Source organism: Nonomuraea sp. 3N208 (assembly GCF_052245935.1).
In the GTDB taxonomy this organism is placed as follows: domain Bacteria; phylum Actinomycetota; class Actinomycetes; order Streptosporangiales; family Streptosporangiaceae; genus Nonomuraea.
Genome location: NZ_JBQQBR010000006.1, coordinates 1 through 23329 on the forward strand (window position 1 = coordinate 1; position 23329 = coordinate 23329).

Annotated in this window: 17 protein-coding genes; 3 read left to right on the top strand and 14 right to left on the bottom strand. The window is 69.8% G+C overall.

Annotation, left to right across the window (positions count from 1 at the left end):
- The coding region (locus ACTWPT_RS10050; protein ID WP_443177006.1) for a transposase at positions 1–434 on the top strand (434 nt) is incomplete at its 5' end.
- A gap of 435 nt (positions 435–869) precedes the next feature.
- Here the strand turns inward: ACTWPT_RS10050 and ACTWPT_RS10055 are convergent.
- Positions 870–2267 (bottom strand): outer membrane protein assembly factor BamB family protein, encoded by a 1398-nt coding sequence (locus ACTWPT_RS10055; RefSeq protein WP_443177007.1) that lies wholly within the window; start codon positions 2265–2267, stop codon positions 870–872.
- A gap of 874 nt (positions 2268–3141) precedes the next feature.
- Here ACTWPT_RS10055 and ACTWPT_RS10060 point away from each other — a divergent pair.
- Positions 3142–3714, top strand: coding sequence for a hypothetical protein (locus ACTWPT_RS10060; RefSeq protein ID WP_443177008.1), 573 nt, complete (start codon positions 3142–3144; stop codon positions 3712–3714).
- On the opposite strand, the gene ACTWPT_RS10065 is transcribed toward ACTWPT_RS10060, so the two are convergent.
- The 12 genes from ACTWPT_RS10065 to ACTWPT_RS10120 all read right to left on the bottom strand — a co-directional run bounded on the left by ACTWPT_RS10065 (position 3711) and on the right by ACTWPT_RS10120 (position 20487).
- On the bottom strand, positions 3711–4628 hold the full coding sequence (locus ACTWPT_RS10065; protein ID WP_443177009.1) for a serine hydrolase: 918 nt from the start codon (positions 4626–4628) through the stop codon (positions 3711–3713). The two genes, ACTWPT_RS10060 and ACTWPT_RS10065, sit on opposite strands and share 4 nt — an antisense overlap.
- 219 nt (positions 4629–4847) lie before the next feature.
- The gene (locus tag ACTWPT_RS10070) at positions 4848–6224 is read right to left on the bottom strand and encodes an L-serine ammonia-lyase (RefSeq protein WP_443177010.1); all 1377 of its coding nucleotides are present in this window, start codon (positions 6222–6224) and stop codon (positions 4848–4850) included.
- Positions 6221–6784: a sarcosine oxidase subunit gamma gene (locus ACTWPT_RS10075; RefSeq protein WP_443177011.1), complete on the bottom strand. Its 564-nt coding sequence runs from the start codon at positions 6782–6784 to the stop codon at positions 6221–6223. The genes ACTWPT_RS10070 and ACTWPT_RS10075 overlap by 4 nt, the downstream gene beginning before the upstream one ends.
- Positions 6777–9551, bottom strand: a complete 2775-nt coding sequence (locus ACTWPT_RS10080; protein ID WP_443177012.1) for an FAD-dependent oxidoreductase — start codon at positions 9549–9551, stop codon at positions 6777–6779. The genes ACTWPT_RS10075 and ACTWPT_RS10080 overlap by 8 nt, the downstream gene beginning before the upstream one ends.
- The gene (locus tag ACTWPT_RS10085) at positions 9548–9826 is read right to left on the bottom strand and encodes a sarcosine oxidase subunit delta (RefSeq protein WP_443177013.1); all 279 of its coding nucleotides are present in this window, start codon (positions 9824–9826) and stop codon (positions 9548–9550) included. Before ACTWPT_RS10085 ends, ACTWPT_RS10080 begins: the two co-directional genes overlap by 4 nt.
- 11 nt (positions 9827–9837) lie before the next feature.
- Positions 9838–11070: a sarcosine oxidase subunit beta family protein gene (locus ACTWPT_RS10090; protein ID WP_443177014.1), complete on the bottom strand. Its 1233-nt coding sequence runs from the start codon at positions 11068–11070 to the stop codon at positions 9838–9840.
- Positions 11067–12323: a serine hydroxymethyltransferase gene (glyA, locus tag ACTWPT_RS10095; protein WP_443177015.1), complete on the bottom strand. Its 1257-nt coding sequence runs from the start codon at positions 12321–12323 to the stop codon at positions 11067–11069. Before glyA ends, ACTWPT_RS10090 begins: the two co-directional genes overlap by 4 nt.
- Before the next feature lie 12 nt (positions 12324–12335).
- On the bottom strand, positions 12336–14738 hold the full coding sequence (locus ACTWPT_RS10100; protein ID WP_443177016.1) for a GcvT family protein: 2403 nt from the start codon (positions 14736–14738) through the stop codon (positions 12336–12338).
- A gap of 168 nt (positions 14739–14906) precedes the next feature.
- Complete coding sequence (locus ACTWPT_RS10105; RefSeq protein ID WP_443177017.1) at positions 14907–15890, bottom strand: ABC transporter substrate-binding protein; 984 nt, start codon at positions 15888–15890, stop codon at positions 14907–14909.
- A gap of 44 nt (positions 15891–15934) precedes the next feature.
- Positions 15935–17944, bottom strand: coding sequence for an ABC transporter permease (locus tag ACTWPT_RS10110; protein WP_443177018.1), 2010 nt, complete (start codon positions 17942–17944; stop codon positions 15935–15937).
- Positions 17944–19002, bottom strand: coding sequence for a quaternary amine ABC transporter ATP-binding protein (locus ACTWPT_RS10115; RefSeq protein WP_443177019.1), 1059 nt, complete (start codon positions 19000–19002; stop codon positions 17944–17946). The genes ACTWPT_RS10110 and ACTWPT_RS10115 overlap by 1 nt, the downstream gene beginning before the upstream one ends.
- Positions 19003–19026: 24 nt before the next feature.
- Entirely contained in the window at positions 19027–20487 is a 1461-nt protein-coding gene (locus tag ACTWPT_RS10120) for an aldehyde dehydrogenase family protein (RefSeq protein ID WP_443177020.1), read from the bottom strand.
- Positions 20488–20722: 235 nt separating this feature from the next.
- On the opposite strand from ACTWPT_RS10120, the gene purU reads away from it, so the two are divergent.
- Positions 20723–21574: a formyltetrahydrofolate deformylase gene (gene purU, locus ACTWPT_RS10125; protein ID WP_443177021.1), complete on the top strand. Its 852-nt coding sequence runs from the start codon at positions 20723–20725 to the stop codon at positions 21572–21574.
- A gap of 103 nt (positions 21575–21677) precedes the next feature.
- On the opposite strand, the gene betA is transcribed toward purU, so the two are convergent.
- Positions 21678–23315, bottom strand: coding sequence for a choline dehydrogenase (gene betA / locus ACTWPT_RS10130; protein WP_443177022.1), 1638 nt, complete (start codon positions 23313–23315; stop codon positions 21678–21680).
- Positions 23316–23329: the final 14 nt, after the last annotated feature.

Below are 23329 nucleotides of genomic sequence, written 5' to 3' on the forward strand. Positions count from 1 at the left end.
TCCACGCCGACCGAGGACCATCGATGACCTCGAAGAACGTCGTCCAGCTCCTGGTCGATCTCGGGGTGCAGCGCTCGCATTCGCGGCCGCGCGTCTCCAACGACAATCCCTACTCCGAGGCGCAGTTCAAGACACTGAAGTACCGCTTCGACTTCCCCGAGTTCTTCGACTCGATCGAGCACGCCCGAGCCTTCTGCACTGACTTCTTCGACTACTACCGGCACGAGCATCGCCATTCCGGGCTCGGCCTGCACACACCGGCCTCGGTCTACTTCGGCCAGGCCGAGCAGATCCAGCAACAGCGGGCCAAGGTTCTGGCGGATGCCTACGCGGCCAATCCCACGCGGTTCGGCAGCCCGCCGAGTCCGCCACCGCTCCCCACCGCCGCGTGGATCAACCCGCCAACCCCACAAGCGCTCATAGCGTCCAAATAGCAGGAAGCTGTCTCAAAGATCTTGACAGGTACCGAGCCACGCGGCGCTGAACGAGCCGGACCGGATGCGAACTCAGACGAACGGGCTGACCTCGCATCCGGATCCGCATGAACTGATCCAAACGGCGGGCAGCTGGTTCGAGTCCTATCGCGGGAGCTTTGGTAGAACTGAAGAACACGCAGCTCAGACCCTCTTCCTAGATCAAGGATAGGGGGCCTGAGCCGTTCCGGGAGCCACTACCCAGTTTGATCTCCGTTGCCGAAGTCAGCATCCACGGTCTCGATGGAGCCCGAGGTCCTCATCGACCACACCCAGCAGACCGACTCGTCGGCGACTGTCGCCCGCTCCACCCGGCAGTACCGAGCGAATGCATTTGTCATTCCGGTACGGATCGCGTTCGAAGGTCGTCCCAGAATGGCCCTCGGCCCCCGCTGATCACTCGAAGACGACCGCGTCCAGGGTGGGCCCGATCGCGTACGACCTCTTGTTGTAGAGGGCCAGGCGCTTGCCGTCCCAGAGCGCGCTGGTGCCGAGGTGTCCGAAGGAGGAGGTGCCGGTCAGATTGCGCAGGGATGTGGTCGAGTCGGAGGGCAGGGCCATGAGCGGGGTGTCCCTGCCGGTGGCGGGGTCGATGGCGACCACCAGCCCCGGCACGCCCGCCCATGTCTTGCGGCTTCTTCTCAGCAGAGTCTGCGGAGGCAGGGCTTCCTGGTAAGCGATGATCTTCCCGTCGGCGACCGTGATCACGCCGAGCGTCCGGTTCTGTATCACCGGGGTGGTCCAGACCGTCTTGCCCGTCTCCAGGTCCACGGCGAACAGTTCCCCGTGGGTATTGGCATGATCGTGAGTTCCCTCGTGCTTCTCAGCGGATGGGTCGATCTCGGCGCGTCCGGTGTGCAGGACGAGCTTCTCACCGATAATGGCGCCGCGCGGGCAGTGACGCAGGCCGGGGGCGTGCGGGTCGCAGGGCGAGGTGTCGCCGTCGGTTCCCTTCCACACCGTGGTCTGCCTACCGAACTCCCGATCGACCTTCCAGATCTCCGCGTCGCGACTGCTCGGGTCGAGGGTGACCATGACGACGAGCGGATCGGCGGAGAGCACCTGCGCGAGCTTCGGCCAGTTCTCGCCTTTGCCCTGCGCCTGCGGCAACGACCACTGCCACACACTCTCACCCGCCTCACCGAACGCCTCGAGCCCGTCGCCGGTCGCTGGGCAGACGCGTCTGGCCAGCAGGAGCCCGTCGACGACAGTGAAGCGGAATCCCCGGCAGCCCTGCGTGGATTCGACCGTTTCCGGCACCCCCGTCGCCAGGTCGAGGAGGTAGTAGCCCCGCCCCGCGCTGATCGCGACCCTTTTCCCGTGGACAACCGGCGCGTCGTACTTGGCGGGCCGCGGACCGGAGCTGGGGAGCTCGGTCTGCCAGACCTTCTTGCCGGTGCCGATATCCAGGAGGGTCAGGGTCGCGCAGTCGATCCTGGAACCGCCCCCGGTCGTGATCACCACCCGGCCATCCACTTGCTCGGCCGAGCTCGGACAGCGGTCGTCGGACGGCAAGCGGTACTCCCAGGCGATCTTCCCCGTGGCGATCTCGTAGGAGACGACCTTGCCGGACTTCCTGTGCACGAAATGCGTCTGCGTGAACCAGGCCTCCCCCTGGTTCGACGCCAGCGCTCCCTTGCCCAAAGCGGCGACCGTCTTCACCTTGACGTCGGCGATGCCCAGTTTCTCCGCAGCCGCCGACCATGCCCGGTAACCGCCGGTCCCTCTGGGGCCATCATCAAATTCCCATATCACGATGCCGGCGACCATCAGGACGCCGGCGGCGACCAGCATGACCACAATCAAAATGACGTCTTCGACGCTGCGGCCTGCCGTGCGATTGCGCTTGCGTATCGGAGGCTGACCGTACGACTGCGCGCCCCAGGGCTGCCGGCGAGGTGGGTGAGGCGGAACGTGGTTCATAGAGCTCCTCGTGCGATCAACGCCGTGGAACGCTATATCCCGCTGGTATATCGGCGGTATGTCGGGCCCCCTCGCGGTTCGCCGACGCCGCGCGTCCTGCCCTTGGTGAGGACGCCGGACAGGACCTGTGCGGCGGTTTGAGTCCTATCGCGGGAGCTTGGACAGGTCAAGAAGGGGTTTCTGACGCTCGGGGCATGGAGATGTTGAGTGACAAACCGAGTGACATGGGGGACGCCCATCGCAGCGCGGCCATGCACATGAGTGCACACGGAATGTAGACCTGAGCAGCGAAAACGCCAGCTCCAGTGATCCAATAGCTACTCTTACAAGCAAGTGGTCACTAGCCGCCCTCAGTAACTCGCGACAGGGCACATCCAGGGCACATCGCATCGCAAGATAACGTCAAGCAACGTCAAGCGACCATAGCGTTTCCGCAGTTCAAACGATGTTTCGCGTAATCCATCGCAGGTCACGATCATGCCAAATTAGAACCCTGCCTACAGGCCGACTCGTCACCTTCAGCCCTCTGACCAGGCGCTTAGGGGCCATGCTTCCTTCTTGTTCCGGCTCTGTTCCGCCAGGTCGTTCTCGATCTTAACGTCGATCGCGCCGCGTCCGAGGTCCTCGTCGTCCGGGAACGGCCAAGCCGCCCGCACCACCCTTGTCCATCGGCGCCAGATAGCAGTAAGGGAGTCACGCCATTTGAGGCCTGGCGATGTCGGCCGCGATGGCTAGGGTGCCCGACATGACGATCGAGAACCCGTCGTACCGGCTCCTGCTCATTCCCGCTGAGGAGCCGATTCGCGGGCACGTGACCAAGCTCGGTGGCGCGCCGGTGTGGGTGAGCGAGCCGCAGTGGCCGCTGTCACGGCGGCTGGAGCGGCCGATGACGTTCATCGGCCAGTTCCGGCTCCCCGGCCCGGAGCCGCGGATGGCGTACCTGTTCATGACGGGCGAGGACATCGACTGCACCTACGAGAGCGAGGCCGGAGAGAACGCGCTGATCGTCCAGCCTGGCCGGGTGCCGCCGTTCGTCGAGGTGGGCGCCGACGCCAGCGGCCCGGCCATCTGCGAACACGTCGTCGAGTTCGACGTGACCAATCTTGGCGAGCTCGACGACGTCTATGACAGCCGCATCGGTGGGTTCCCGACGTGGCTGCAGTCCGAGGAATACCCTCGCGGCGGGTGGGACTTCCTGTTCCAGCTCGACTCGGCAGGGCCTCTGGGCAACCACGTCAACTTCGGCGACGTGGGGGTCGGCTACGGCTTCCTCAGCCCGGACGAGCAGGAGGGCCGCTTCTTATGGCAGTGCTGTTAGCCCTCGGCCAAGACTTTGGTGACGAGCTTGCTGACCCGCTCCACCGTTCTGACACCGGCGCCCATCGATCCGTGCCGCTCGGAGATCACCGCGATCAGGAACGTGTGCCCGCGATCCCGCACCCGCCCGATGCTGTTGACCGTCCACAGTCCTCCGTGCCGTGCGCGCGGCAGCCAGCCGTTCTTGAGCGCCACGTCCGCCCGCCCCGACGCGCTGACGCCCCACGACTGCTCGGGCGCCACGTCGCCCATCAGGCCCAGCACGTACCTGCGGTTCTTCGGGGAAAGAGGGCTCTTGGGCGAGGTGAGCGCGCGCAGCAGCCGGACCTGGTCGGCGGCGCTGGTGGTGGTCGCGCCCCACGCCCCGCCCGGCCCCGGATGCGTCTCCCGCAGCCCGAACTTCTTGTTGGCGGCGGCCAGACCCGACGCGCCGCCGATGGCCGACCACAGCGCCGAGGCGGCGGCGTTGTCGCTGACCTTGATGGCCCGCGCGGCCGCGCGCCGCTCCCAGCCGCTGAGGCTGCGGCGCTGGCGCTGGGCCCTGAGCAGCAGCGCCATCACAATGTCCACCTTGACGATGCTGGCCGTGGCCGTTCTGAGCCCGCGGTTGTAGGAGTAGGACCGTCCGGTGGACAGATCGTGTGCCGTCACCGCGAATCGGCCAGGGAGGTCGTTCAGTGAGTGGGTCAACGCCTTCTTGTACGACGACGGCTTCGGCTTGGGTGACCGCTCCGGCTCCTTCGCCGACACCGGGACCGGGACCGCGGTCGCGGTCGCGGTCATGGCGACGGGGATGGCGGTGAGGGGAACGGGGTCGGGCAGGGGGATGCTCGACGTGAGGACGATCAGCGGCGCGAGCGCGGCCACGACCGATCCCAGCGTCGTACGCCACCGCTCCCCGGGCTTGGCCGGCACGGCCGGACTACCCGAGACCGGATAAGAAAGACAACAGGGAATGCGGAGTCCGGGGAGCTCGGGAACTCATGGCAGTCAGCATTCCGACACGGGTGTTTCCACCGTGTTAGCAGGAGCTGCGCTACCTGGAAATTCGCTCCCGGCTCGCGGGCCCCATCACACCTACCGGACGGTGGGCAGCGCAGCATCTCACCTCGCCGCCCACAGCGAGGCGTCGGCCTAGCACTCGATGACGTTGACCGCGAGTCCGCCGCGGGAGGTCTCCTTGTACTTGTCCAGCATGTCCCTGCCGGTGTCCCTCATCGTCTTGATCGCCTTGTCCAGCGGGACGAAGTGGCGGCCGTCGCCGCGCAGGGCGATCCTGGCCGCGGTGATGGCCTTGATGGAGGCGACCGCGTTGCGTTCGATGCACGGGATCTGCACCAGCCCGCCGATCGGGTCGCAGGTCAGCCCCAGGTTGTGCTCGATGCCGATCTCGGCCGCGTTCTCCACTTGCTCGGGCGTGCCGCCGAGCACCTCGGTGAGCCCGGCGGCGGCCATGGCGCAGGCCGAGCCGACCTCGCCCTGGCAGCCCACCTCAGCACCCGAGATCGAGGCGTTCTCCTTGATCAGCACGCCGATCGCCGCCGCCGTCAGCAGGAAGCGGACCACGCCCTCGTCGTCCGCCCGCGGCACGAAGCGCGTGTAATAGGTCAGCACGGCGGGGATGATGCCGGCCGCGCCGTTCGTCGGCGCGGTCACGATGCGGCCGCCCGCCGCGTTCTCCTCGTTGACCGCCAGCGCGAACAACGACACCCAGTCCATGGCCTGCAGCGGATCCTTCTCCGGAGACTCGCTGCGCAGCCGCCGGTGCAGCCCGTGCGCGCGGCGCTTGACGCGTAACCCGCCGGGCAGCATGCCCTCCCGGGAGATCCCGCGGTTCACACACTCTGACATGACCCGCCACAGGTCCAGGATCCGGGCGCGGATCTCCGCCTCGGTGCGGCCGAAGGCCTTCTCGTTCTCCAACATCAGCCCGGAGATCGACAAGCCCGTGGTGGCGCAGTGCTTGAGCAGCTCCTCGCCGGTGGTGAAGGGGTAGGGCAGGACGGTGTCGTCCGGCTTGATGCGGTCGGCGCCGGTGGCGTTCTCGTCCACGACGAAGCCGCCGCCGACCGAGAAGTAGACCTTCTCACGCAGCTTCTCGCCGGAGGCGGTGTACGCGGTGAAGCGCATGCCGTTCGGGTGCTCGGGCAGGGAGATCTTGCGTTCGAAGATGAGGTCCTGGCCGACGACGAAGGGGATCTCGTGGGTGCCGTAGAGGTTGACGGTGCCCGAGGCGCGCATCGCGGCCAGGCGGTCGTCGATCGTGTCCACGTCCACGAGCTCGGGCTTCTCGCCCGACAGGCCCAGCAGGACGGCCTTGTCGCTGCCGTGGCCCTTGCCGGTCAGGCCGAGCGAGCCGTACAGGATGGCCTCGACGCGCGCCACGCGCGGCAGCAGGCCGTCCTCGTGCAGGCCACGCGCGAACTTGTGCGCGGCCGCCATCGGTCCGCCCGTGTGCGAGCTGGAGGGGCCGATGCCGATCTTGAACAGGTCGAAGACTCCGATGCTCATGTCACGTATTCCGTCGCCGCGTCCAGCAGCCACTCGGCCAGGTAGGCCGCGAACGATGAGCGTACGAGCACCAGGAACCCCTCCTGCTGGGGCAGCAGCACGACCTGGGCCCGCGCCAGCATGGTCTGCGCGCACGCGCCCGGGCCGAACACCGAAGGGTGCAGGTCGACAGTGCAGCCGTGGGCCAGCAGGTCGCGTGCCCGAGGGCCGCCGACCAGCAGGGTGGTGCGCTGCGCCGACACGTCCACCACGGACCCGTGCCGGTCGCCGAGGGCTTCGCGCAGCGGCCCGGCCTCGTACCCCTCGGGGCCGATCACCAGCCACTCGTCGGGTCCGAGCCAGGCCACCGTCACTTCGCCCGACCGCGCGGCGGTGCCCGGCGTGACGGGCAGCGCGACGCCGAGCGCCGCCCCGAGGTCCGCCGCGGCCGGGCTCTCCGGGGCCACACGCACGTTGATCTGGCGGAGAAAGGGGATTTCCGCCAGCGTCAGCACCTCGCTCTTGGACGCGGTCGCGAACCGGTCGGCGAAGGCCGCGGCCGGACTCCTGCGCTCAGCCATCGCGGCGCGCTCCTTCCGGGTCGTACAGGACGTGAGAGGTCACGGTGACGGGCACCAGGGCGTCGCCGACCGGCGCGTAGAGCCGTTCGCCGACTCGTCCCTGCCCGCCGCTGACCAGCGCCAGCGCGAACGTGCGGCCCAGCGCGGCGCTGCGGTAACTCGAGGTCACGTGCCCGAGCATCGGCACGGGCGGCTCAGGCAGGCTGGAGAACTCCACCACGTGCGTCCCCTCGGGCAGCAGCAGACCGGGGTCCTCAGGGAGCAGCCCGACGAGGTGCTTGCGGTCCGCGCGCGCCGTGTCGGCCCGGGCGAACGAGCGCTTGCCGACGAAGTCGGCCTTCTTCTTCGACACCACCCATGACATGCCCAGGTCCTGCGGCGTGACCGTGCCGTCGCTGTCCTGTCCGACGATCGGGTAGCCCTTCTCGGCCCGCAGCACATGCATGGTCTCGGTCCCGTACGGTGTGACGACCCCGGTGTCCATGATGGCCTCCCACAGGTCCAGACCCTCCCACGAGGTCACGTTGATCTCGTAGGCCAGCTCGCCCGAGAAGCTGATCCGGCACACCCGCGCGGGTATCCCCGCCACCTCCGCCTCCCGCCAGGTCATGAAGGGGAAGTCGGCCGCGCCGACGGCCAGCCCGGAGGCGAGCCCCGCCAGCACCTCGCGCGATCCTGGACCGACCAGCGCCACCGTGGCCCACTGCTCGGTGACCGACGTGAGGTGCACCCGCAGCCATGGCCACTCGGTCTGCAGCCACTCCTCCATCCAGTCGAGAACGGCTGCGGCGTTGCCGGTGGTGGTGGTGACGAGGAAGTGGTCCCCGGCGAGCCTGATGACGGTGCCGTCATCGAAGATCATGCCGTCGGCCCGGCACATCACGCCGTACCTGATGGCGCCGACGGCCAGCGTGCTCATCATGTTCGTGTACAGCCGGTCGAGGAACTCCGCCGCGTCGGGCCCGATCACGTCGATCTTGCCGAGCGTGGAGGCGTCCATCGCCGCCACGCCCTCCCGCGCCGCCCGGCACTCGCGCAGGACCGCGCTCTCCATGTCCTCGCCGGGCCGTGGGTAGTACCACGGCCGCTTCCACTGGCCGACGTTCTCGAACAGCGCGCCGTGGGCGACGTGCCACTCGTGCAGCGCGGTGACCCGGATCGGGTCGTGCAGCAGGCCGCGGTCGCGCCCGGCCAGCGCCGCGAAGCTCACCGGCGTGTACGGCGCGCGGAACGTCGTGCTGCCCAGCTCGCTCACCGGGACGCCCAGTGCGTGCGCCATGACGGCCGTGGTCAGCAGGCCGGAGGTCTTGCCCTGGTCGTGGGCCGTGCCCGCGGTGGTGTAGCGCTTGACGTGCTCGACCGAGCGCAGCCCCGCGCCAGTCGCCCGCAGCACGTCGGCCACGGTCACGTCCCGCTGCAGGTCGACGAAGTGGGCACCGTAGTCCGTGGCGGGCACCAGCCAGTACGGCTCGCCGGTGGCCGAGGCCGGGCCGCCACCGCCGCTCGCGCCGTCCTCCAGGCATCCGGCCAGCGTGAACACCCCCCTGGCCGCGCCTGCCACCTCCACCGCCTGCCGGGACGCGCCGGGCACCAGCGTGCCCAGCGCCTCGTCGTAGCGGAGCGTCCCGCCCGACTGGCTGAACAAGTGCACCACCGGGTTCCAGCCCCCGGAGACCAGCAGCAAGTCGGCGTCGAACGACCGCTCGCCCGCGGCGACCGCGCCGTTGTCCGGACGCCGCCCCACCAGGACCGAGGAGACCTGCCCGTCCCCGGCGGCGGCCGTCACCACGTGCCCGGTCAGCACCTCGATGCCGGCCTCGCGCGCCCGCTCGGCCCAGCCCGCGCCGGGCGCCGGCCGCACGTCCGCGATGGCCACCACGTCCACGCCCGCACCGGCGAGGTCCAACGCGGCCGCGTAGGCGCTGTCGCCGGTCGTGAACACCACCGCCCGGCTCCCGGGCAGCACGCCGTACCGGTTGACGTACGTCCGCGCCGCGCCCGCCAGCATCACGCCGGGCAGGTCGTTGCCCGCGAAGGCGATCGGCCGCTCGTGCGCGCCGGTGGCCAGCACGACCCGCCGCGCCCTGATGCGCCACACGCGCTCCCTGGCCACATGCGCGGGCGCTGCCCCGCCGAGGTGGTTGGTGCGCCGTTCGACGGCGATGAGGTAGTTGTCGTCGTAATAGCCGAAGACCGTGGTGCGCGGCAGCACCGTGACCTCGGGCAGGCCCGCCAGCTCCGCCGCGACCGCCCCGGCCCATTCGGCGGCCGGCAGGCCCGCCAGCTGCTCGGCCGTGCCGAGCAGGCTGCCGCCGGGCTCGGGCTGCTCGTCGGCGAGGATCACGCGGGCGCCGGTGCGCGCTGCCGCCCGGGCCGCGGACAGCCCGGCGGGGCCCGCGCCCACCACCAGCACGTCGCAGTGGGCGTGGATGGCGTCGTAGCGGGCCGGGTCGGGCTCGGCGGCCAGGCGGCCCTGGCCGGGCAGCCCGCTCGCGACCAGGCCGTCGTACAGCTCGACGGTGGTCGCCGTCAGCATGGGCTCGGGGAACGGCTCCTCGATCTGCACCAGCGCGCTGGGCTCCTCGCTGCCCGCGGCGACGATCCCGCGCGGGCGGCCGAGCTTGACGCTCGTCGCGACCTGGCGCACACCATTGGCCAGCAGCGCCGAGGCGAGCGTGTCGCCGGGGTGTCCCGTGTAGTCGCGGCCGTCGAAGCGGAAGCGGAGCGTGCGGGCGCGGTCGACGCGTCCGCCGGTCTCGCGCCTCACGGCGTCACCGGCCGGCGTTCGCCCACCCGGTAGACGGCGTGGATCTCGTTCGTGGCGGTGTCGCGTACGGCGTTGAACCAGCGGCGGCAGCCCGCGGAGTGGCTCCACCGCTCGGCGAACGACCCCTTGGGGTTGTCACGGAAGAACAGGTAGCGGGCCCACTCCTCGTCGGAGAGCGCACCCGGGTCCTCCGGGTAGGCGACGTGGGCCTGGCCGCCGTAGTGGAACTCGGCCTCATCTCGAGGGCCGCACCAGGGACAGGGGATCAGCAGCATCGTGGCGTTCCTCAGTGCGCGACCGCGGCGGCGCCGTGCTCGTCGACGAGCGCCCCGGTGACGAATCGGTCAAGGGAGAAGGGAGCGTTGAGGGGGTGCGGCTCGTCGTTGGCCACGGTGTGGGCGAAGCACCAGCCCACGCCCGGTGTCGCCTTGAAGCCGCCGGTGCCCCAGCCGCAGTTGAGGTAGAGGCCCTCGACCGGGGTCAGGCCCATGATCGGTGAGGCGTCCGGTGAGACGTCCACCACGCCGCCCCAGGTACGCAGCACGTGCGCCCGGGCGAAGACGGGGAACAGCTCCAGGGCCGCGGCCATCTGCTGTTCGATGATGTGGAAGGCGCCGCGCTGGCGGTAGGAGTTGGCCGCGTCGATGCCCGCCCCCATGACCAGCTCGCCCTTGTGCGCCTGGCTGACGTACACGTGCACGGCGTTGGACATGACGACGGTGGGGTGCACGGGCTCCAGCAGCTCGGAGACCAGCGCCTGGAGGGGGTGGCTCTGCAGCGGCAGGTCGATCCCCGCCGTGGCGGCCACGACCGAGGTGTGACCGGCGGCGCACAGCGCCACCCGGCCCGCCGCGATCGTGCCGCGGCTGGTCTCCACGCCGGTCACCCGGCCCTCGCTCACCCGCAGCCCGGTGACCTCGCAGTGCTCGATGAACTCCACGCCGAGCGCCGCGGCCGCCCTGGCCAGGCCCCACGCCACATGGTCGTGCTTGGCGATCCCGGCCCTGGGCTGGAAGGTGCCGCCCAGCACCGGGTAGCGGACGTCGGGGGAGACGTTGACGATCGGGCAGACCTCCTTCACCTGCTGGGGGTCCAGCCATTCGGCGTCCACGCCGTTGAGCCGGTTGGCCTCGACCCGCCGCACGCTGTCGCGGACGTCCTGGAGGCTGTGCGCGAGGTTGAGCACGCCGCGCTGGCTGAACAGCAGCGGGTAGTCGAGCTCCTCCTCCAGCCCCTCCCAGAGCTTCAGCGCGTGCTCGTAGATGCCGGCGCTCTCGTCCCACAGGTAGTTGGAACGGATGATCGTGGTGTTGCGGGCCATGTTGCCGCCCGCGAGCCAGCCGCGCTCCAACACGGCGACGTTCGTGATGCCGTGGTTTTTGGCCAGGTAGTAGGCGGTGGCCAGGCCGTGCCCGCCGGCTCCGACGATCACCACGTCGTAGGACGCCTTGGGCTCGGCCACGCTCCACAGCCGGTCGGGGTGCTCGGGCAGGTCGGCGCCCGGCGTGCGGGGGCTCATCGGACCTGCCCGTAGAGCGGGTGCTTGCCGGCCAGGGCCTCGACCCTGCCGCGCAGGAAGGCCAGGTCGGCGTCCGGCGTGAGGGCGGTCGCGATGATGTCGCTCACCTCGCTGAAGTCGTCGGGGCCGAACCCGCGCGTGGCCAGCGCCGGCGTGCCGATCCGCAGGCCGGAGGTGACCATCGGTGGGCGCGGGTCGAACGGCACCGCGTTCCTGTTCACCGTGATCCCCGCGGCGTGCAGCCGGTCCTCGGCCTGCTTTCCGTCCAGCTCCGAGTCGCGCAGGTCGACCAGGACGAGGTGTACGTCGGTGCCGCCGGTCAGCACCTTCACCCCGGCCGCGGCGGCGTCGGGCCCGAGCAGCCGGCCCGCCAGGATCTTGGCGCCCTCCAGCGTGCGCCGCTGGCGTTCGCGGAACACGTCCTCGGCAGCGATCTTGAACGCGACGGCCTTGGCGGCGATGACGTGCTCCAGCGGCCCGCCCTGCTGGCCGGGGAAGACCGACGAGTTGATCTTCTTGATGAGGTCGTCCGTGGACAGGATCACGCCGCCGCGCGGGCCGCCGAGGGTCTTGTGCGTGGTGGTGGTGACGACGTGGGCGTGCGGCACGGGGGAGGGGTGCAGGCCCGCGGCCACCAGTCCGGCGAAGTGCGCCATGTCCACCATGAGGTACGCGCCCACCTCGTCGGCGATCCTCCTGAAGGCCGCGAAGTCCAGGTGGCGGGGGTAGGCGGACCAGCCGGCGATGATCAGTTTGGGCCGGTGCTCGCGGGCCAGCCGCTCGACCTCCTCCATGTCCACCAGGTGGTCGCTCGCGTTCACGTGGTAGGCGACCACGTTGTACAGGCGGCCGGAGAAGTTGATCCGCATGCCATGGGTGAGATGGCCGCCGTGGGCCAGGTCGAGCCCGAGTATGGTGTCGCCGGGTTCGAGCAGCGCGGCCATGGCGGCGGCGTTGGCCTGGGCGCCGGAGTGGGGCTGCACGTTGGCCGCCGCGGCGCCGAAGAGCACCTTCACCCGGTCGATGGCGATCTGCTCGATCACGTCCACGTGCTCGCAGCCGCCGTAGTAGCGCCGGCCGGGGTAGCCCTCGGCGTACTTGTTGGTGAGCACCGAGCCCTGGGCCGCCATGACGGCGACGGGGGCGAAGTTCTCCGAGGCGATCATCTCCAGCGTCGAGCGCTGGCGGGCCAGCTCGTCGCCGATGGCGGCGTGGACCTCCGGGTCGACCACGTCCAGCGGGGTGTCGATCATGTGCGTCCTTTCCTAACCGCGCAGCCGCTGCATGGTGGGGTCGAAGAGCGGTTCCTCGGCGACGACGGCGCGTACCTTCCGGTCGAAGTAGCCGACGCTCAGCTCCTGGCCGGGGCTCGCCAGGGAGGCGGGCAGCCAGGCGTACGCGATGCCGCTGCCGATGGTGTATCCGTAGGCGGCGCTGGTGACGTAGCCGACGGCGCCGCCGCCGTCGTAGACGGGCTCCTTGCCCATGACCACCTCGTCGGTCAGCAGGCAGGCGAGCCGACGGCGCACCGACTCCTTCCGCGCCAGCAGGGCCTCGCGGCCGGCGAAGTCGCCCTTGTCCAGCTTGACGGCGAAGCCGAGCCCCGCCTCGTACGGGTCGTGCTCGAAGGTCATGTCCGTGCCGAACGAGCGGTAGCCCTTTTCCAGGCGCAGGCTGGTGAAGGCGCCGCGGCCGCCCGCGATGACGCCGTGCCGCTGGCCGGCCTCCCAGAGCGTGTCCCAGAGCTTGAGTCCCAGGTCGGCGGTGGTGTAGATCTCCCAGCCCAGCTCGCCGACGTACGACAGGCGCAGCATGGTGACCGGCACGTTGCCGATGTAGCCGCGGGCGCCGCGGAAGTAGCGCAGCGCGGTCAGGTCGATGCCGGTCAGTGGCTGGACGAGGTCGCGGGCGCGCGGCCCCCACACGCCCACGCAGCAGGTGCCCGCGGTGATGTCCCGGACGTGCACGTCACGCGGCCGCCGCCGGTCCAGCCAGTCGAGGTCGAGGTTGCCGTTGGCGCCGACCTGGAACAGCTCGCGCCCCAGGCGCGCGACGGTGATGTCGCTGCGGATGCCGCCGTCGCTGTCCAGGAGCAGGCAGTACGTCACGGAGCCTACGGACTTGTCGATGTCGCCGGTCACGAGGGACTGCAGGAAACCCACCGCGCCGGGGCCGCTGATCTCCAGGCGCTTGAGCGCGGTCATGTCGTACATCGCGACGGACTCGCGAGTGGCCTGCGCCTCCGCGCCCACGATGGGCGACCAGTACTGCGCGGCCCAGTCGCCGGGCTCGGGGATGTCGCGGCCCTGCAGCAGCGGGGCGTTGGCGCCGTACCACTGCGGTCGCTCCCAGCCGGAGGCCTCCAGGAAGATCGCGCCGAGCTCCTGCTGACGGGCGTGGAACGGGCTGGTCCGCAGCGGGCGCGGGTGCTCCATGGGCTGCAGCGGGTGGATGATGTCGTAGACCTCGACGTAGTTCTGGCAGCCGCGGTCCACCACGTAGTCGGGCGCGAGCTGGTGCGGCTCGAACCGGTTGACGTCGCATTCGTGCAGGTCGAAGGAGGAGCAGTGGCCGTCGACCAGCCACTCGGCCATGGCCTTGCCGACGCCGGCGGAGTGGGTGACCCAGACGGCCTCCGCCACCCAGAAGCCCTGGACCTCCCGTGACTCGCCCATCAGCGGCATGTGGTCGGTCGTGAACGAGAACAGGCCGTTGATGCCCTGCTCCACCTTGGCCGACTGCGTCGAGGGCAGCAGGCTCTGGGTCTCGGTCCAGGCGTCGGCGAAGTCGTCGGGGGTGAAGGTCAGCACCGACGGCATGACCTCGGCGGCGTCCACCGAGAGGATGTCGTCGGGGCTGATCGGCATGGGCCGGTGGCCGTAGTAGCCGATGCCCAGCGTGTCGTACCGCTCCCGGTAGTACAGGTCGGCGTCCTGGTGGCGCAGGATGGGCCTGGTCGCCTCCTCGGTCTGCCCGGCCAGGTCGGGGACCTGCCCCGTCCACGCCAGTTGGTGGGCCAGCGGCGTGAGCGGCAGCTCCATCCCGGCCATCCTGGCCACGCGCGGCCCCCAGATGCCGGCGCAGCAGACCACCACATCGGCGGGGATCTCGCCCTGGTCGGTGACCACCGCGGTGACCCGGCCGCCCTCGGTTCCGATGTCCAGCACCTCGTGTCTGGCCAGCACCCGCACGCCGCGCTCCATCGCCCTGGTGAGCTGCGCCTGGACCGCCTTGACCGCTTTGGCCAGGCCGTCGGTGGGGACGAACAGGCCGCCGAGCACCTTGCCGGGGTCCAGGAGCGAGTGCTTGGCCACGCACTCGGCGGGGGAGAGCAGGTGCGCTTCCAGGCCCCACGCCGCCGCCCAGCCGTGGCGTCGGTGCAGCTCCGCGAGGCGTTCGGGGGTGGTGGCCACCTCGAGGCCGCCCACCTGCAGGAAGCTGTCCAGTTCGACGAACTTCTCCACCGTGTAGCCGGCCATCTCGGTCATCGTCTTCGAGCCGTTGGTCTGGAACACCAGACCGGGTGCGTGCGAGGAGGAGCCGCCTGTGGCGGGCACGTCTCCCTGGTCGACCACCGTGACGTCGGTCCAGCCGCGGGCCGACAGCTCGTCGGCGAGTGCCGCGCCGACCACGCCGGCCCCGATGACAACGACTCTCGAGCCCGTCATAGCCACCTCCGTTGTTGCGATATATGCAACCCAACGCGCTTGCCGCAACAAGCGTCGCTCGCTGGATTGCAGGTGTCAAGGGGCGTTCTGTCTAATTTCCGGCCGTAGCGCTGGGCACACGCGAACCGGCCCGACCGCGCTTCGCGGTCGGGCCGGTTCGCCGCGCCGTCAACTCTTGGGCAGCCAGGCCTTGACCTTGTCCTGGTTGTCGGCCGCCCACTTGGCGGCCGCCTCCTCGGCGGTCATCTTGTCCTCGGTGATGTACTTCGCCACGAGGTTCTGGTCGTCGTTGGTCCAGGTGAAGTTCTTGACCAGGTCGTACGCGGGACTCCCTGAGTCGGCGAACTTCTTGCTCACGATCTTGTCGAGCTCGTACGGCGGGTAGTCACAGGCCACCTTGGCCGCGTCGGCGTCACATCCGTCCTTGTAGGCGGGCAGGTTGACCTTGACCAGCTTGAGCTCCGACAGGAACCACTGCGGCTCGTAGAAGTAGCCGATGAGCGGTGTCTGCTGCTTCTGCGACTGGCGGAAGGCCGTGATCAGCGCGGTCTCGCTGCCCGCGTAGACCACCTTGAAGTCCAGCTTGAGGTTCTTGACCAGGGCCTCGTCGTTGGTGACGAAGGAGGGGTCGCCGTCGAGGAGCTGGCCCTTGCCGCCGGACTCGGAGGTCTTGAACAGGGACGCGTACTTGTTGAGGTTGTTCCAGTCGGTGATGTCCGGGTACTTCTCGGCCATCCATGGCGCCACGTACCAGCCGATGACGCCCTTGTTGCCGGTCGGCCCCGCTGAGACCGCGGTCTTCTGCTCGTCGATGTACTTCTTCTTCAGGTCGTCGTGGCCCCAGTTCTCCACGACCGCGTCGACCTCGCCGGTGCCGAAGCCCTGCCAGGCCACCTCCTCCTTGAGGTCCTTCTTCACGACCGTGCAGCCGAGGTTCTTCTCTGCCACATGGCCGATCACGGCCGCGTTGGCCTCGTAGCCCACCCACGGGTTGATCGCGAGGTTGAGCGTCCCGCAGGCCTTCGCGCTGCCGCCGCTCGCAGCGGGCGCGGCCGTCTCGCCGACCTTCGCACCCGCGCAGGCGTTCAGCAGGAGGCCCATGCCGGTTACGAGCACGAGTACCCTGATCTTTTCGCTCCTCGAATTCGTCACCTAGGTCCTCCTAGTGGTTCCCGGGCCGAGGGGCCCGTCATCGGTTACTTGTGCGGTTGCCCCCCGTGAGCGGCCGCGTCCGCGCGCTCTGTGGCAGCGCGCATGACGCGGTCGAGTACGATGCCGAGCACGACGATCGCGAGCCCGGCGGCCAGCCCCTTCCCCCTGAGCTGGTGCTGCGAGAAGCCGGCCACGACGTCGTAGCCGAGCGCCCCCGCTCCCACGAGGCCGCCTACGACGACCATCGAGAGCACGTAGATGAGTCCCTGGCTGGCCGCCAGCGTCACGCCGCTGCGGGCCATCGGCAGCTGCACCTTGGAGATGAGCTGCCAGGTGCTCGCCCCCGCCGACGTGGCGGCCTCGACCGTGGTGGGGGAGACCCGCCTGATGCCCTCGGCGACCAGCTTGATCGCGACGGGCGCGGCGAAGACCACGGCCGCGATGATCGCGGTGAACCGCGTCGGGCCGAACAGGCCCAGGATCGGCACCAGGTAGACGAAGGCCGGCATGGTCTGTCCGGCGTCGAGCACGGGGCGCAGCACGGTGTCGGCCCGGTCGCTGCGGCCCATCCACACGCCCAGCACCACGCCGAGCGCCATCACCAGGATCGTCGCCACCAGGGTCGAGGCCAGCGTGACCATGCTGTCCTGCCAGAGCCCGAGCAGCACCAGCAGCGCCAGGCCGATCGTGGTCACCAGCGCCGCCCGCACGTTGCCCACCAGCAGGGTCACGGCCACGGCCACGGCGAAGACCAGCCACCACGGAGAGCCTGTCAGCAGCGCCTCGAACGGGTTGAGCAGCCCGTTGGTGAGCAGGTTCTTGACCGCGTCGGTGACGCCGACCAGGCTGTCCTGCACCCACACGCTCGCCGCGTCGGCGGCGCGGCGCACGATGGGGCCGATGTTGGCCTGCACAGGGAACTCGGCCGCCCAGACGTAGGTGTACGACAGGTAGCCCAGCATCGCGGCGACACCGAGCACCGCCGTCACCTGCAGCCGCCGCTTTCCAGGAGTGAGCAGCCTGCCCGCCCTCCGCTCGGCCTCCACCCGGCGGCTGGCCGCCGAGGTCACCCGGTCCAGCACCACCGCCATGATGACGATGGCCAGGCCCGCGTTGAACGCGGTGCCCACGTCCAGGGTCTGCAGCGCCTTCAGCACCGTCTTGCCCAGACCAGGCGCGTCGATGAGCGCCGCGATGGTGGCCATGGACAGGGCGGCCATGATGGTCTGGTTCACCCCGACGATGATCGTCTGCTTGGCCATCGGCAGCCGCACGTGCCGCAGCGACTGGGCGGTGGTGGCGCCCAGCGAGGCTCCTGCTTCGAGGGTGTCGGGCGAGACCTGGCGGATGCCGTGCGCGGTGATGCGGATGGCCGGCGGGATCGCGTAGATCATCGTGGCGACCGTCGCGCTGGCCGGGCCGATGAGGAAGAAGAGCGTGAGCGGCGCCAGGTAGACGAACGTCGGCATCGTCTGCATGAAGTCCAGCACCGGGGTGACCAGCCGGTGGAAGCGGTCGCTCAGCCCCGCCCATATCCCGAGCGGGATGCCCACGGCCAGCGACAGCACGACCGCGGTGAGCGTGAGGGCGAGCGTGTCCATGCTCTCCTGCCACAGCCCGAGCAGCCCGAAGGAGACCAGGCCGGCCGCCGTGAGCAGGGCCGCCTTCCTGTTGCCGTACAGCAGGGCGATCGCGGTCGCCAGGCCCGTCACGCCCAGCCAGCCCAGCACGGGGACCGGGCGCCCGAAGGACGGCTGGCTGATCAGGGCCTGGACGAACGTTACGGCCTCGTCGAGGAAGAGCCGGATGTAGTTGATGAAGTAGAGGAAGAACGGGTTGCTGTTCCTGCCGTCGTCGATGGCGTCCATGCCCTGGTTGAGCGAGCCGTGCAGCGGCGTCAGCTCGGCGCCGCCGAGCTCCAGCGTGTCGCGCCCGTTCAGCAGCGCCCAGCCCAGCACCCAGGCCGCGAGCACCGCCAGGATCAGCCACCGGCCGCGCAGCCGCGTGGCCAGGGCGCTCACAGCGGCCGTCACCGTGCCCGTCACCGGGGCCATCAGGACTGCCCTCCCGCGATGACCTCGAGGATCTCCGTGCTGGTGACCACGCCCAGCAGGGCCCCGTTCTCCGTCACGCGGACCGGCCGGTCGGCCGACATCACGCTGTGCGCCGCGTCCCTGATGACCACGTCGGGGCCCAGCTCCGGGCCGTCCAGGGGCTCGCCGGGCAGCGCCTCGCGCATGATCCAGCGCAGCGTCAGCACGTGGGAGCGCGGCACGTCGCTGACGAAGTCCCTGACGTAGTCGTCGGCCGGCGCGCCCACGACCTCGTCCGGCGTGCCCATCTGGACCAGCTGGCCGTCGCGCATGATGAGGATGCGGTCGCCCAGCTTGAGCGCCTCGCTCAGGTCGTGGGTGATGAAGACCATGGTCTTGCCGACCTCGTGGTGCAGGCGGATGACCTCGTTCTGCATCTCCCGCCTGATCAGCGGGTCGAGCGCGGAGAACGGCTCGTCGAACAGCAGCACCTCGGGGTCGGCGGCCAGCGCGCGGGCCAGGCCGACGCGCTGCTGCATGCCGCCGGAGAGCTGGTCGGGATAGGAGTTCTCGAAGCCGGTCAGGCCGACCAGCCCGACGACCTCGCGTGCCCTGACGTAGCGGTCCTGCTTGGGCACGCCGCGGATCTCCAGCCCGAAGACGACGTTGTCCAGCACGCACCGGTGCGGCAGCAGCCCGAAGTGCTGGAAGACCATGGCCATGCGGTGCCTGCGCAGCTCCCGCAGCCGCTTCTCGTCCGCCTTGCGGATGTCCTCGCCGTCGAGCACGATTTCGCCGGCCGTCGGCTCGATCAGCCTGGTGAGGCAGCGGACCAGGGTGGACTTGCCCGAGCCCGACAGGCCCATGACGACGAACACCTCGCCCCGCCGTACCGAGAAGGAGACGTCGCGCACGGCGGCGACGCAGCCGGTCTGCTCCTTCAGCTCCGCGCGGCTGAGCGCGGTGCCGACGACGCGGTCAGCCTTGGGCCCGAACACCTTCCAGAGCCCCTTCACCTCGAGGATCGGGGGTGTCTCGGTGCCGAGCGGGATGCTCTCGGTCAGTGACGGTACGGCCATGACTACCTCTTGGTCGTCGGGGCGTCAGTTCGCGGGGAACCACCGCTGGGGGCGTGGGCGGATGTTCTGCCAGACATGCTTGATCTCGCGGTACTCGTCCAGACCGGTGGGCCCGAGCTCACGGCCGATGCCTGACTGCTTGAAGCCACCCCACTCGGCCTGCGGCACGTAGGGGTGGTAGTCGTTGATCCACACCGTGCCGTGCCGCAGCCGGCCCGCCACCCGCTGCGCCTTGCCGGCGTCCTGGGTCCAGACCGCGCCGGCCAGGCCGTACTCGGTGTCGTTGGCGAGGCGCACGGCCTCGTCCTCGGTGGTGAAGCGCTCCACGGTGAGCACCGGGCCGAAGGACTCCTCGCGCACCACGCGCATGCCCTGCTTGCACTCGTCGAGCACGGTGGGGCGGTAGAAGAAGCCGGGGCCTTCCACGCGGTGGCCGCCGCAGCGCAGGACCGCGCCCTCGGCCAGGCCCGCCGCCACGTAGTCCGCGACCTTGGCCAGGTGGGCGGCGGAGATGAGCGGGCCGGTGTGCGCGTCCGGGTCGAAGGGGCCGCCCAGGCAGATCAGCTCCGCCCGCCGCACCACCTCGTCCACGAAGGCGTCGTGCAGGGAGTCCTCGACGAGGAGGCGGGCGCCGGCCGAGCAGACCTGGCCCGAGTGCAGGAACACCGCGGTGAGGGCGAAGTCGATCGCGGTCTCGACGTCGGCGTCGGCGAAGACGATGTTGGGGTTCTTGCCGCCCAGCTCCAGCGCCACGCGCTTGACGGTGGCCGCGGCGGTCGCCATGATCCGGCGTCCCGTGGCCACACCGCCGGTGAACGACACCAGGTCCACGGCCGGGTGCTCGGCCAGCGGCGCACCCGCCTCGGGGCCCGTGCCGAGCACGAGGTTGGCCACGCCCGCGGGCAGGCCCGCCTCCTCCAGCGCCCGCATCAGCAGGATCGAGGTGCTGGGCGTGAGCTCGCTGGGCTTCAGCACGAAGGTGTTGCCGGCGGCGAGCGCGGGGGCGACCTTCCAGGTCGCCTGCAGCAGCGGATAGTTCCACGGCGTGATCAGGCCGCAGACGCCGACGGGTTCGTAGACGACGCGGCTGATGGCGTCGTCCCGGCCGGTGTCGATCACTCGCCCGGCGTCGGTGCCCGCCACCCCGGCGAAGTAGCGCAGGGAGGCGACGGAGTCGTCGACGTCGTACTCGCTCTCCACGAGCCGCTTGCCGGTGTCGCCCGACTCGGCTTTCGCGAACCTGTCGCGGTCGCGTTCCAGCAGGTCAGCTACCCTGTCGAGGAGCGCGCCCCGCTCGCGGGCCGGGGTCTGCGGCCAGGGGCCCGCGTCGAAGGCGTGCCGGGCGGCCTCGATCGCCCGCCCGGTGTCGGCCGCCGTGGCCTCCGCCACCGTGGCCACCAGGCTGCCGTCGGCGGGCGAGTGGATGTGCCGCAGGCCGCCGGCGATCGGCCTCGTCCACGTTCCGCCGATGTAGAGGTCCGTCATCGGGCACATCCCTGATCGTTGCGCATAGCGCAAGCTTGTGCTTAATGGGGAACAGGATTGACCGGCTGCTGGCGGTTCGTCAAGGCCTTGGAGGAATCACTGGCCGAAACTATGCGTTGTGATGGGTTTGTCCCGGTGTTGGGCGACATTTCACCTCTTGACGGAGGTGCTGCTCTGCTTCACGCTGTTGCGTATAACTAACTCATTTGCGTAATACGCAACACAAGGAGGAGCGATGGCTCCTGGGCGCGAGTTCATCCTCACCGTCTCCTGCGCCGACAAGCCGGGCATCGTCTACGCGGTGAGCAGCTTCCTCATCCAGCACGGCGGGAACATGCTGCAGAGCAAGCAGTTCAACGACCGCAAGGGCGGCGGCTTCTTCATGCGCGTGCACTTCACCTCCCAGGACACCCTGGAGGTGCTGCGCGAGGGCTTCGCCTACGTCGCGGCGTCCTTCCAGATGACCTGGCAGATCAAGGACGCGGCCACCCCGACCCGCACGCTGATCATGGTGTCGAGGTTCGGCCACTGCATGAACGACCTGCTCTTCCGCCGCCAGGTCGGCGGCCTGAACATCGAGATCCCCGCGGTGGTCTCCAACCATCCGGACCTCGAGCCGCTGGCCGCCTCCTACGGCGTGCCCTTCCACCACGTCCCCGTGACATCGGACGGCAGGGCCGAGGCGGAGGCCAGGGTGCTGGAACTGGTCGCCGAGTACGACGCGGACCTGGTGGTGCTCGCCCGCTACATGCAGATCCTGTCGGACGACCTGTGCAAGCGGCTGGAGGGGCGGGCGATCAACATCCACCACTCCTTCCTGCCGGGGTTCAAGGGCGCCAAGCCGTACCACCAGGCGCACGAGCGCGGCGTGAAGCTCATCGGGGCGACCGCGCACTACGTCACGGCGGACCTGGACGAGGGGCCGATCATCGAGCAGGACGTCGCCAGGGTGGACCACGAGCTGGACCCCGACGACCTGGTCGCCGCCGGCAGAGACGTCGAGGCCCAGGTGCTCGCCAGGGCGGTGAAGTGGCACAGCGAGCAGCGGGTGCTGCTCAACGGCGACCGCACGGTCGTCTTCCGCTGACATTCCGCGCCGTGAGGCGGTGGGGGAGTCCCTCACCGCCTCTTCCGTCGTCTAGGCCCGTCGTCTAGGCCCGTTGTCTAGGCAAGTTGTCCAGGCCCGTTGTCTAGGCACGGTGCCGGTAGAACTCGGCCGGCTCCGGAGGCAGCGGGGTGTTGCCGAGGATCAGGTCGGCCGCCTTCTCCGCCAGCATCATGACCGGCGCGTAGATGTTGCCGTTCGTCACGTACGGCATGGCCGAGGCGTCCACCACCCGCAGCCCGTCCACGCCGTGCACGCGCATGCTCTCGGGGTCGAGCACGGACATCTCGTCCACGCCCATCCGGGCCGTGCACGAGGGGTGCAGCGCCGTCTCGCCGTCCTTGGCCACCCAGTCCAGGATCTCTTCGTCGGTCTCGACGGAGGGCCCCGGAGACAGCTCGCCGGTGCTGTACTCGGCCAGCGCGGGCTGACCGAGGATGCTCCGTGCCACCCTGACGGCCTCCACCCACTCGCGCCGATCCTGGTCGGTGGACAGGTAGTTGAAGCGCAGGGCGGGATGCTGCCGCGGGTCGCTGCTCTTGATCTTCACGGAGCCGCGGGCGTCGGAGTACATGGGGCCGACGTGCACCTGGTAGCCGTGCCCGGCCGCGGGCGCGGACCCGTCGTAGCGCACCGCGATCGGCAGGAAGTGGAACATGAGGTTGGGGTAGTCGACGTCGTCGTTGCTGCGCACGAAGCCGCCGGCCTCGAAGTGGTTGGTCGCGCCCGGCCCCTTGCGCAGGAACAGCCACTGGGCGCCGATCCAGGGGTGGCGCCACTTCTGCAGGTTCGGCTGCATCGAGACGGGCTTGCCGCACCCGTGCTGGATGTAGACCTCCAGGTGGTCCTGAAGGTTCTCGCCCACGCCCGGCAGGTGATGCACGACGTCGACGCCGAGCGCGCGCAGCTCCTCGGCGTTGCCGATCCCCGACAGCTGGAGGAGCTGCGGCGAGTTGATCGCGCCGCCACTCAGGATGACCTCGCCCGCGCGCACGGTTTCGCCGTCGTATTCGACGCCGACGGCCCGCTTGCCCTCGAAGAGGATCCGCGTCACGAACGCCCGCGTCTTCACGGTGAGGTTCGGCCGCCTCATGGCCGGGTGCAGGTACGCTCTGGCCGCGCTGAGCCTGCGGCCCCGCCGGATGTTGCGGTCGAAGCGGGCGAAGCCCTCCTGGCGGTAGCCGTTGACGTCGTCGGTGAGCGGGTAGCCGGCCTGCTGCACCGCCTCGAAGAAGGCCGAGTAGAGCGGCGTGTCCGTCGCCCCACGCTCCAGCGCCAGCGGGCCCTCATGGCCGCGCCACGGGGTGCCGGGGTCGGCCAGGCAGTTCTCCATACGCTTGAAGTACGGCAGGCAGTGGGCGTAGTCCCAGGTCTTCATCCCGGGATCGGCGCCCCAGCGCTCGTAGTCGAGCGGGTTGCCGCGCTGGAAGATCATGCCGTTGATGCTGCTGGAACCGCCCAGGACCTTCCCTCGCGCGTGGTGGATCCGGCGGCCGTTCATGAACGGCTCGGGCTCGGACTCGTACCGCCAGTCGTAGAAGGGGTTGCCGCACGGGAAGGGGAGCGCCGCCGGCATGTGGATGAAGACGTCCCAGGGGTAGTCGGGCCGGCCCGCCTCCAGCACCAGCACTCGCGTGGCGGGGTCCGCGGAGAGCCGGTTGGCCAGGGCGCAGCCGGCCGAGCCGCCTCCGACGATGACGAAGTCGTACTGCTGTGACGTCATGGTGCCTCGTCTCT

What these genes read in the sequence shown, in the direction of transcription:
- ACTWPT_RS10055 (WP_443177007.1), bottom strand. Translation starts at nt 2,267, where the DNA reads ATGCTGGTCGCCGCCGGCGTCCTGATGGTCGCCGGCATCGTGATATGG.
- ACTWPT_RS10060 (WP_443177008.1), top strand. Translation starts at nt 3,142, where the DNA reads ATGACGATCGAGAACCCGTCGTACCGGCTCCTGCTCATTCCCGCTGAG.
- ACTWPT_RS10070 (WP_443177010.1), bottom strand. Translation starts at nt 6,224, where the DNA reads ATGAGCATCGGAGTCTTCGACCTGTTCAAGATCGGCATCGGCCCCTCC.
- ACTWPT_RS10075 (WP_443177011.1), bottom strand. Translation starts at nt 6,784, where the DNA reads ATGGCTGAGCGCAGGAGTCCGGCCGCGGCCTTCGCCGACCGGTTCGCG.
- ACTWPT_RS10085 (WP_443177013.1), bottom strand. Translation starts at nt 9,826, where the DNA reads ATGCTGCTGATCCCCTGTCCCTGGTGCGGCCCTCGAGATGAGGCCGAG.
- ACTWPT_RS10090 (WP_443177014.1), bottom strand. Translation starts at nt 11,070, where the DNA reads ATGAGCCCCCGCACGCCGGGCGCCGACCTGCCCGAGCACCCCGACCGG.
- glyA (WP_443177015.1), bottom strand. Translation starts at nt 12,323, where the DNA reads ATGATCGACACCCCGCTGGACGTGGTCGACCCGGAGGTCCACGCCGCC.
- ACTWPT_RS10100 (WP_443177016.1), bottom strand. Translation starts at nt 14,738, where the DNA reads ATGACGGGCTCGAGAGTCGTTGTCATCGGGGCCGGCGTGGTCGGCGCG.
- ACTWPT_RS10110 (WP_443177018.1), bottom strand. Translation starts at nt 17,944, where the DNA reads ATGGCCCCGGTGACGGGCACGGTGACGGCCGCTGTGAGCGCCCTGGCC.
- ACTWPT_RS10115 (WP_443177019.1), bottom strand. Translation starts at nt 19,002, where the DNA reads ATGGCCGTACCGTCACTGACCGAGAGCATCCCGCTCGGCACCGAGACA.
- ACTWPT_RS10120 (WP_443177020.1), bottom strand. Translation starts at nt 20,487, where the DNA reads ATGACGGACCTCTACATCGGCGGAACGTGGACGAGGCCGATCGCCGGC.
- purU (WP_443177021.1), top strand. Translation starts at nt 20,723, where the DNA reads ATGGCTCCTGGGCGCGAGTTCATCCTCACCGTCTCCTGCGCCGACAAG.
- betA (WP_443177022.1), bottom strand. Translation starts at nt 23,315, where the DNA reads ATGACGTCACAGCAGTACGACTTCGTCATCGTCGGAGGCGGCTCGGCC.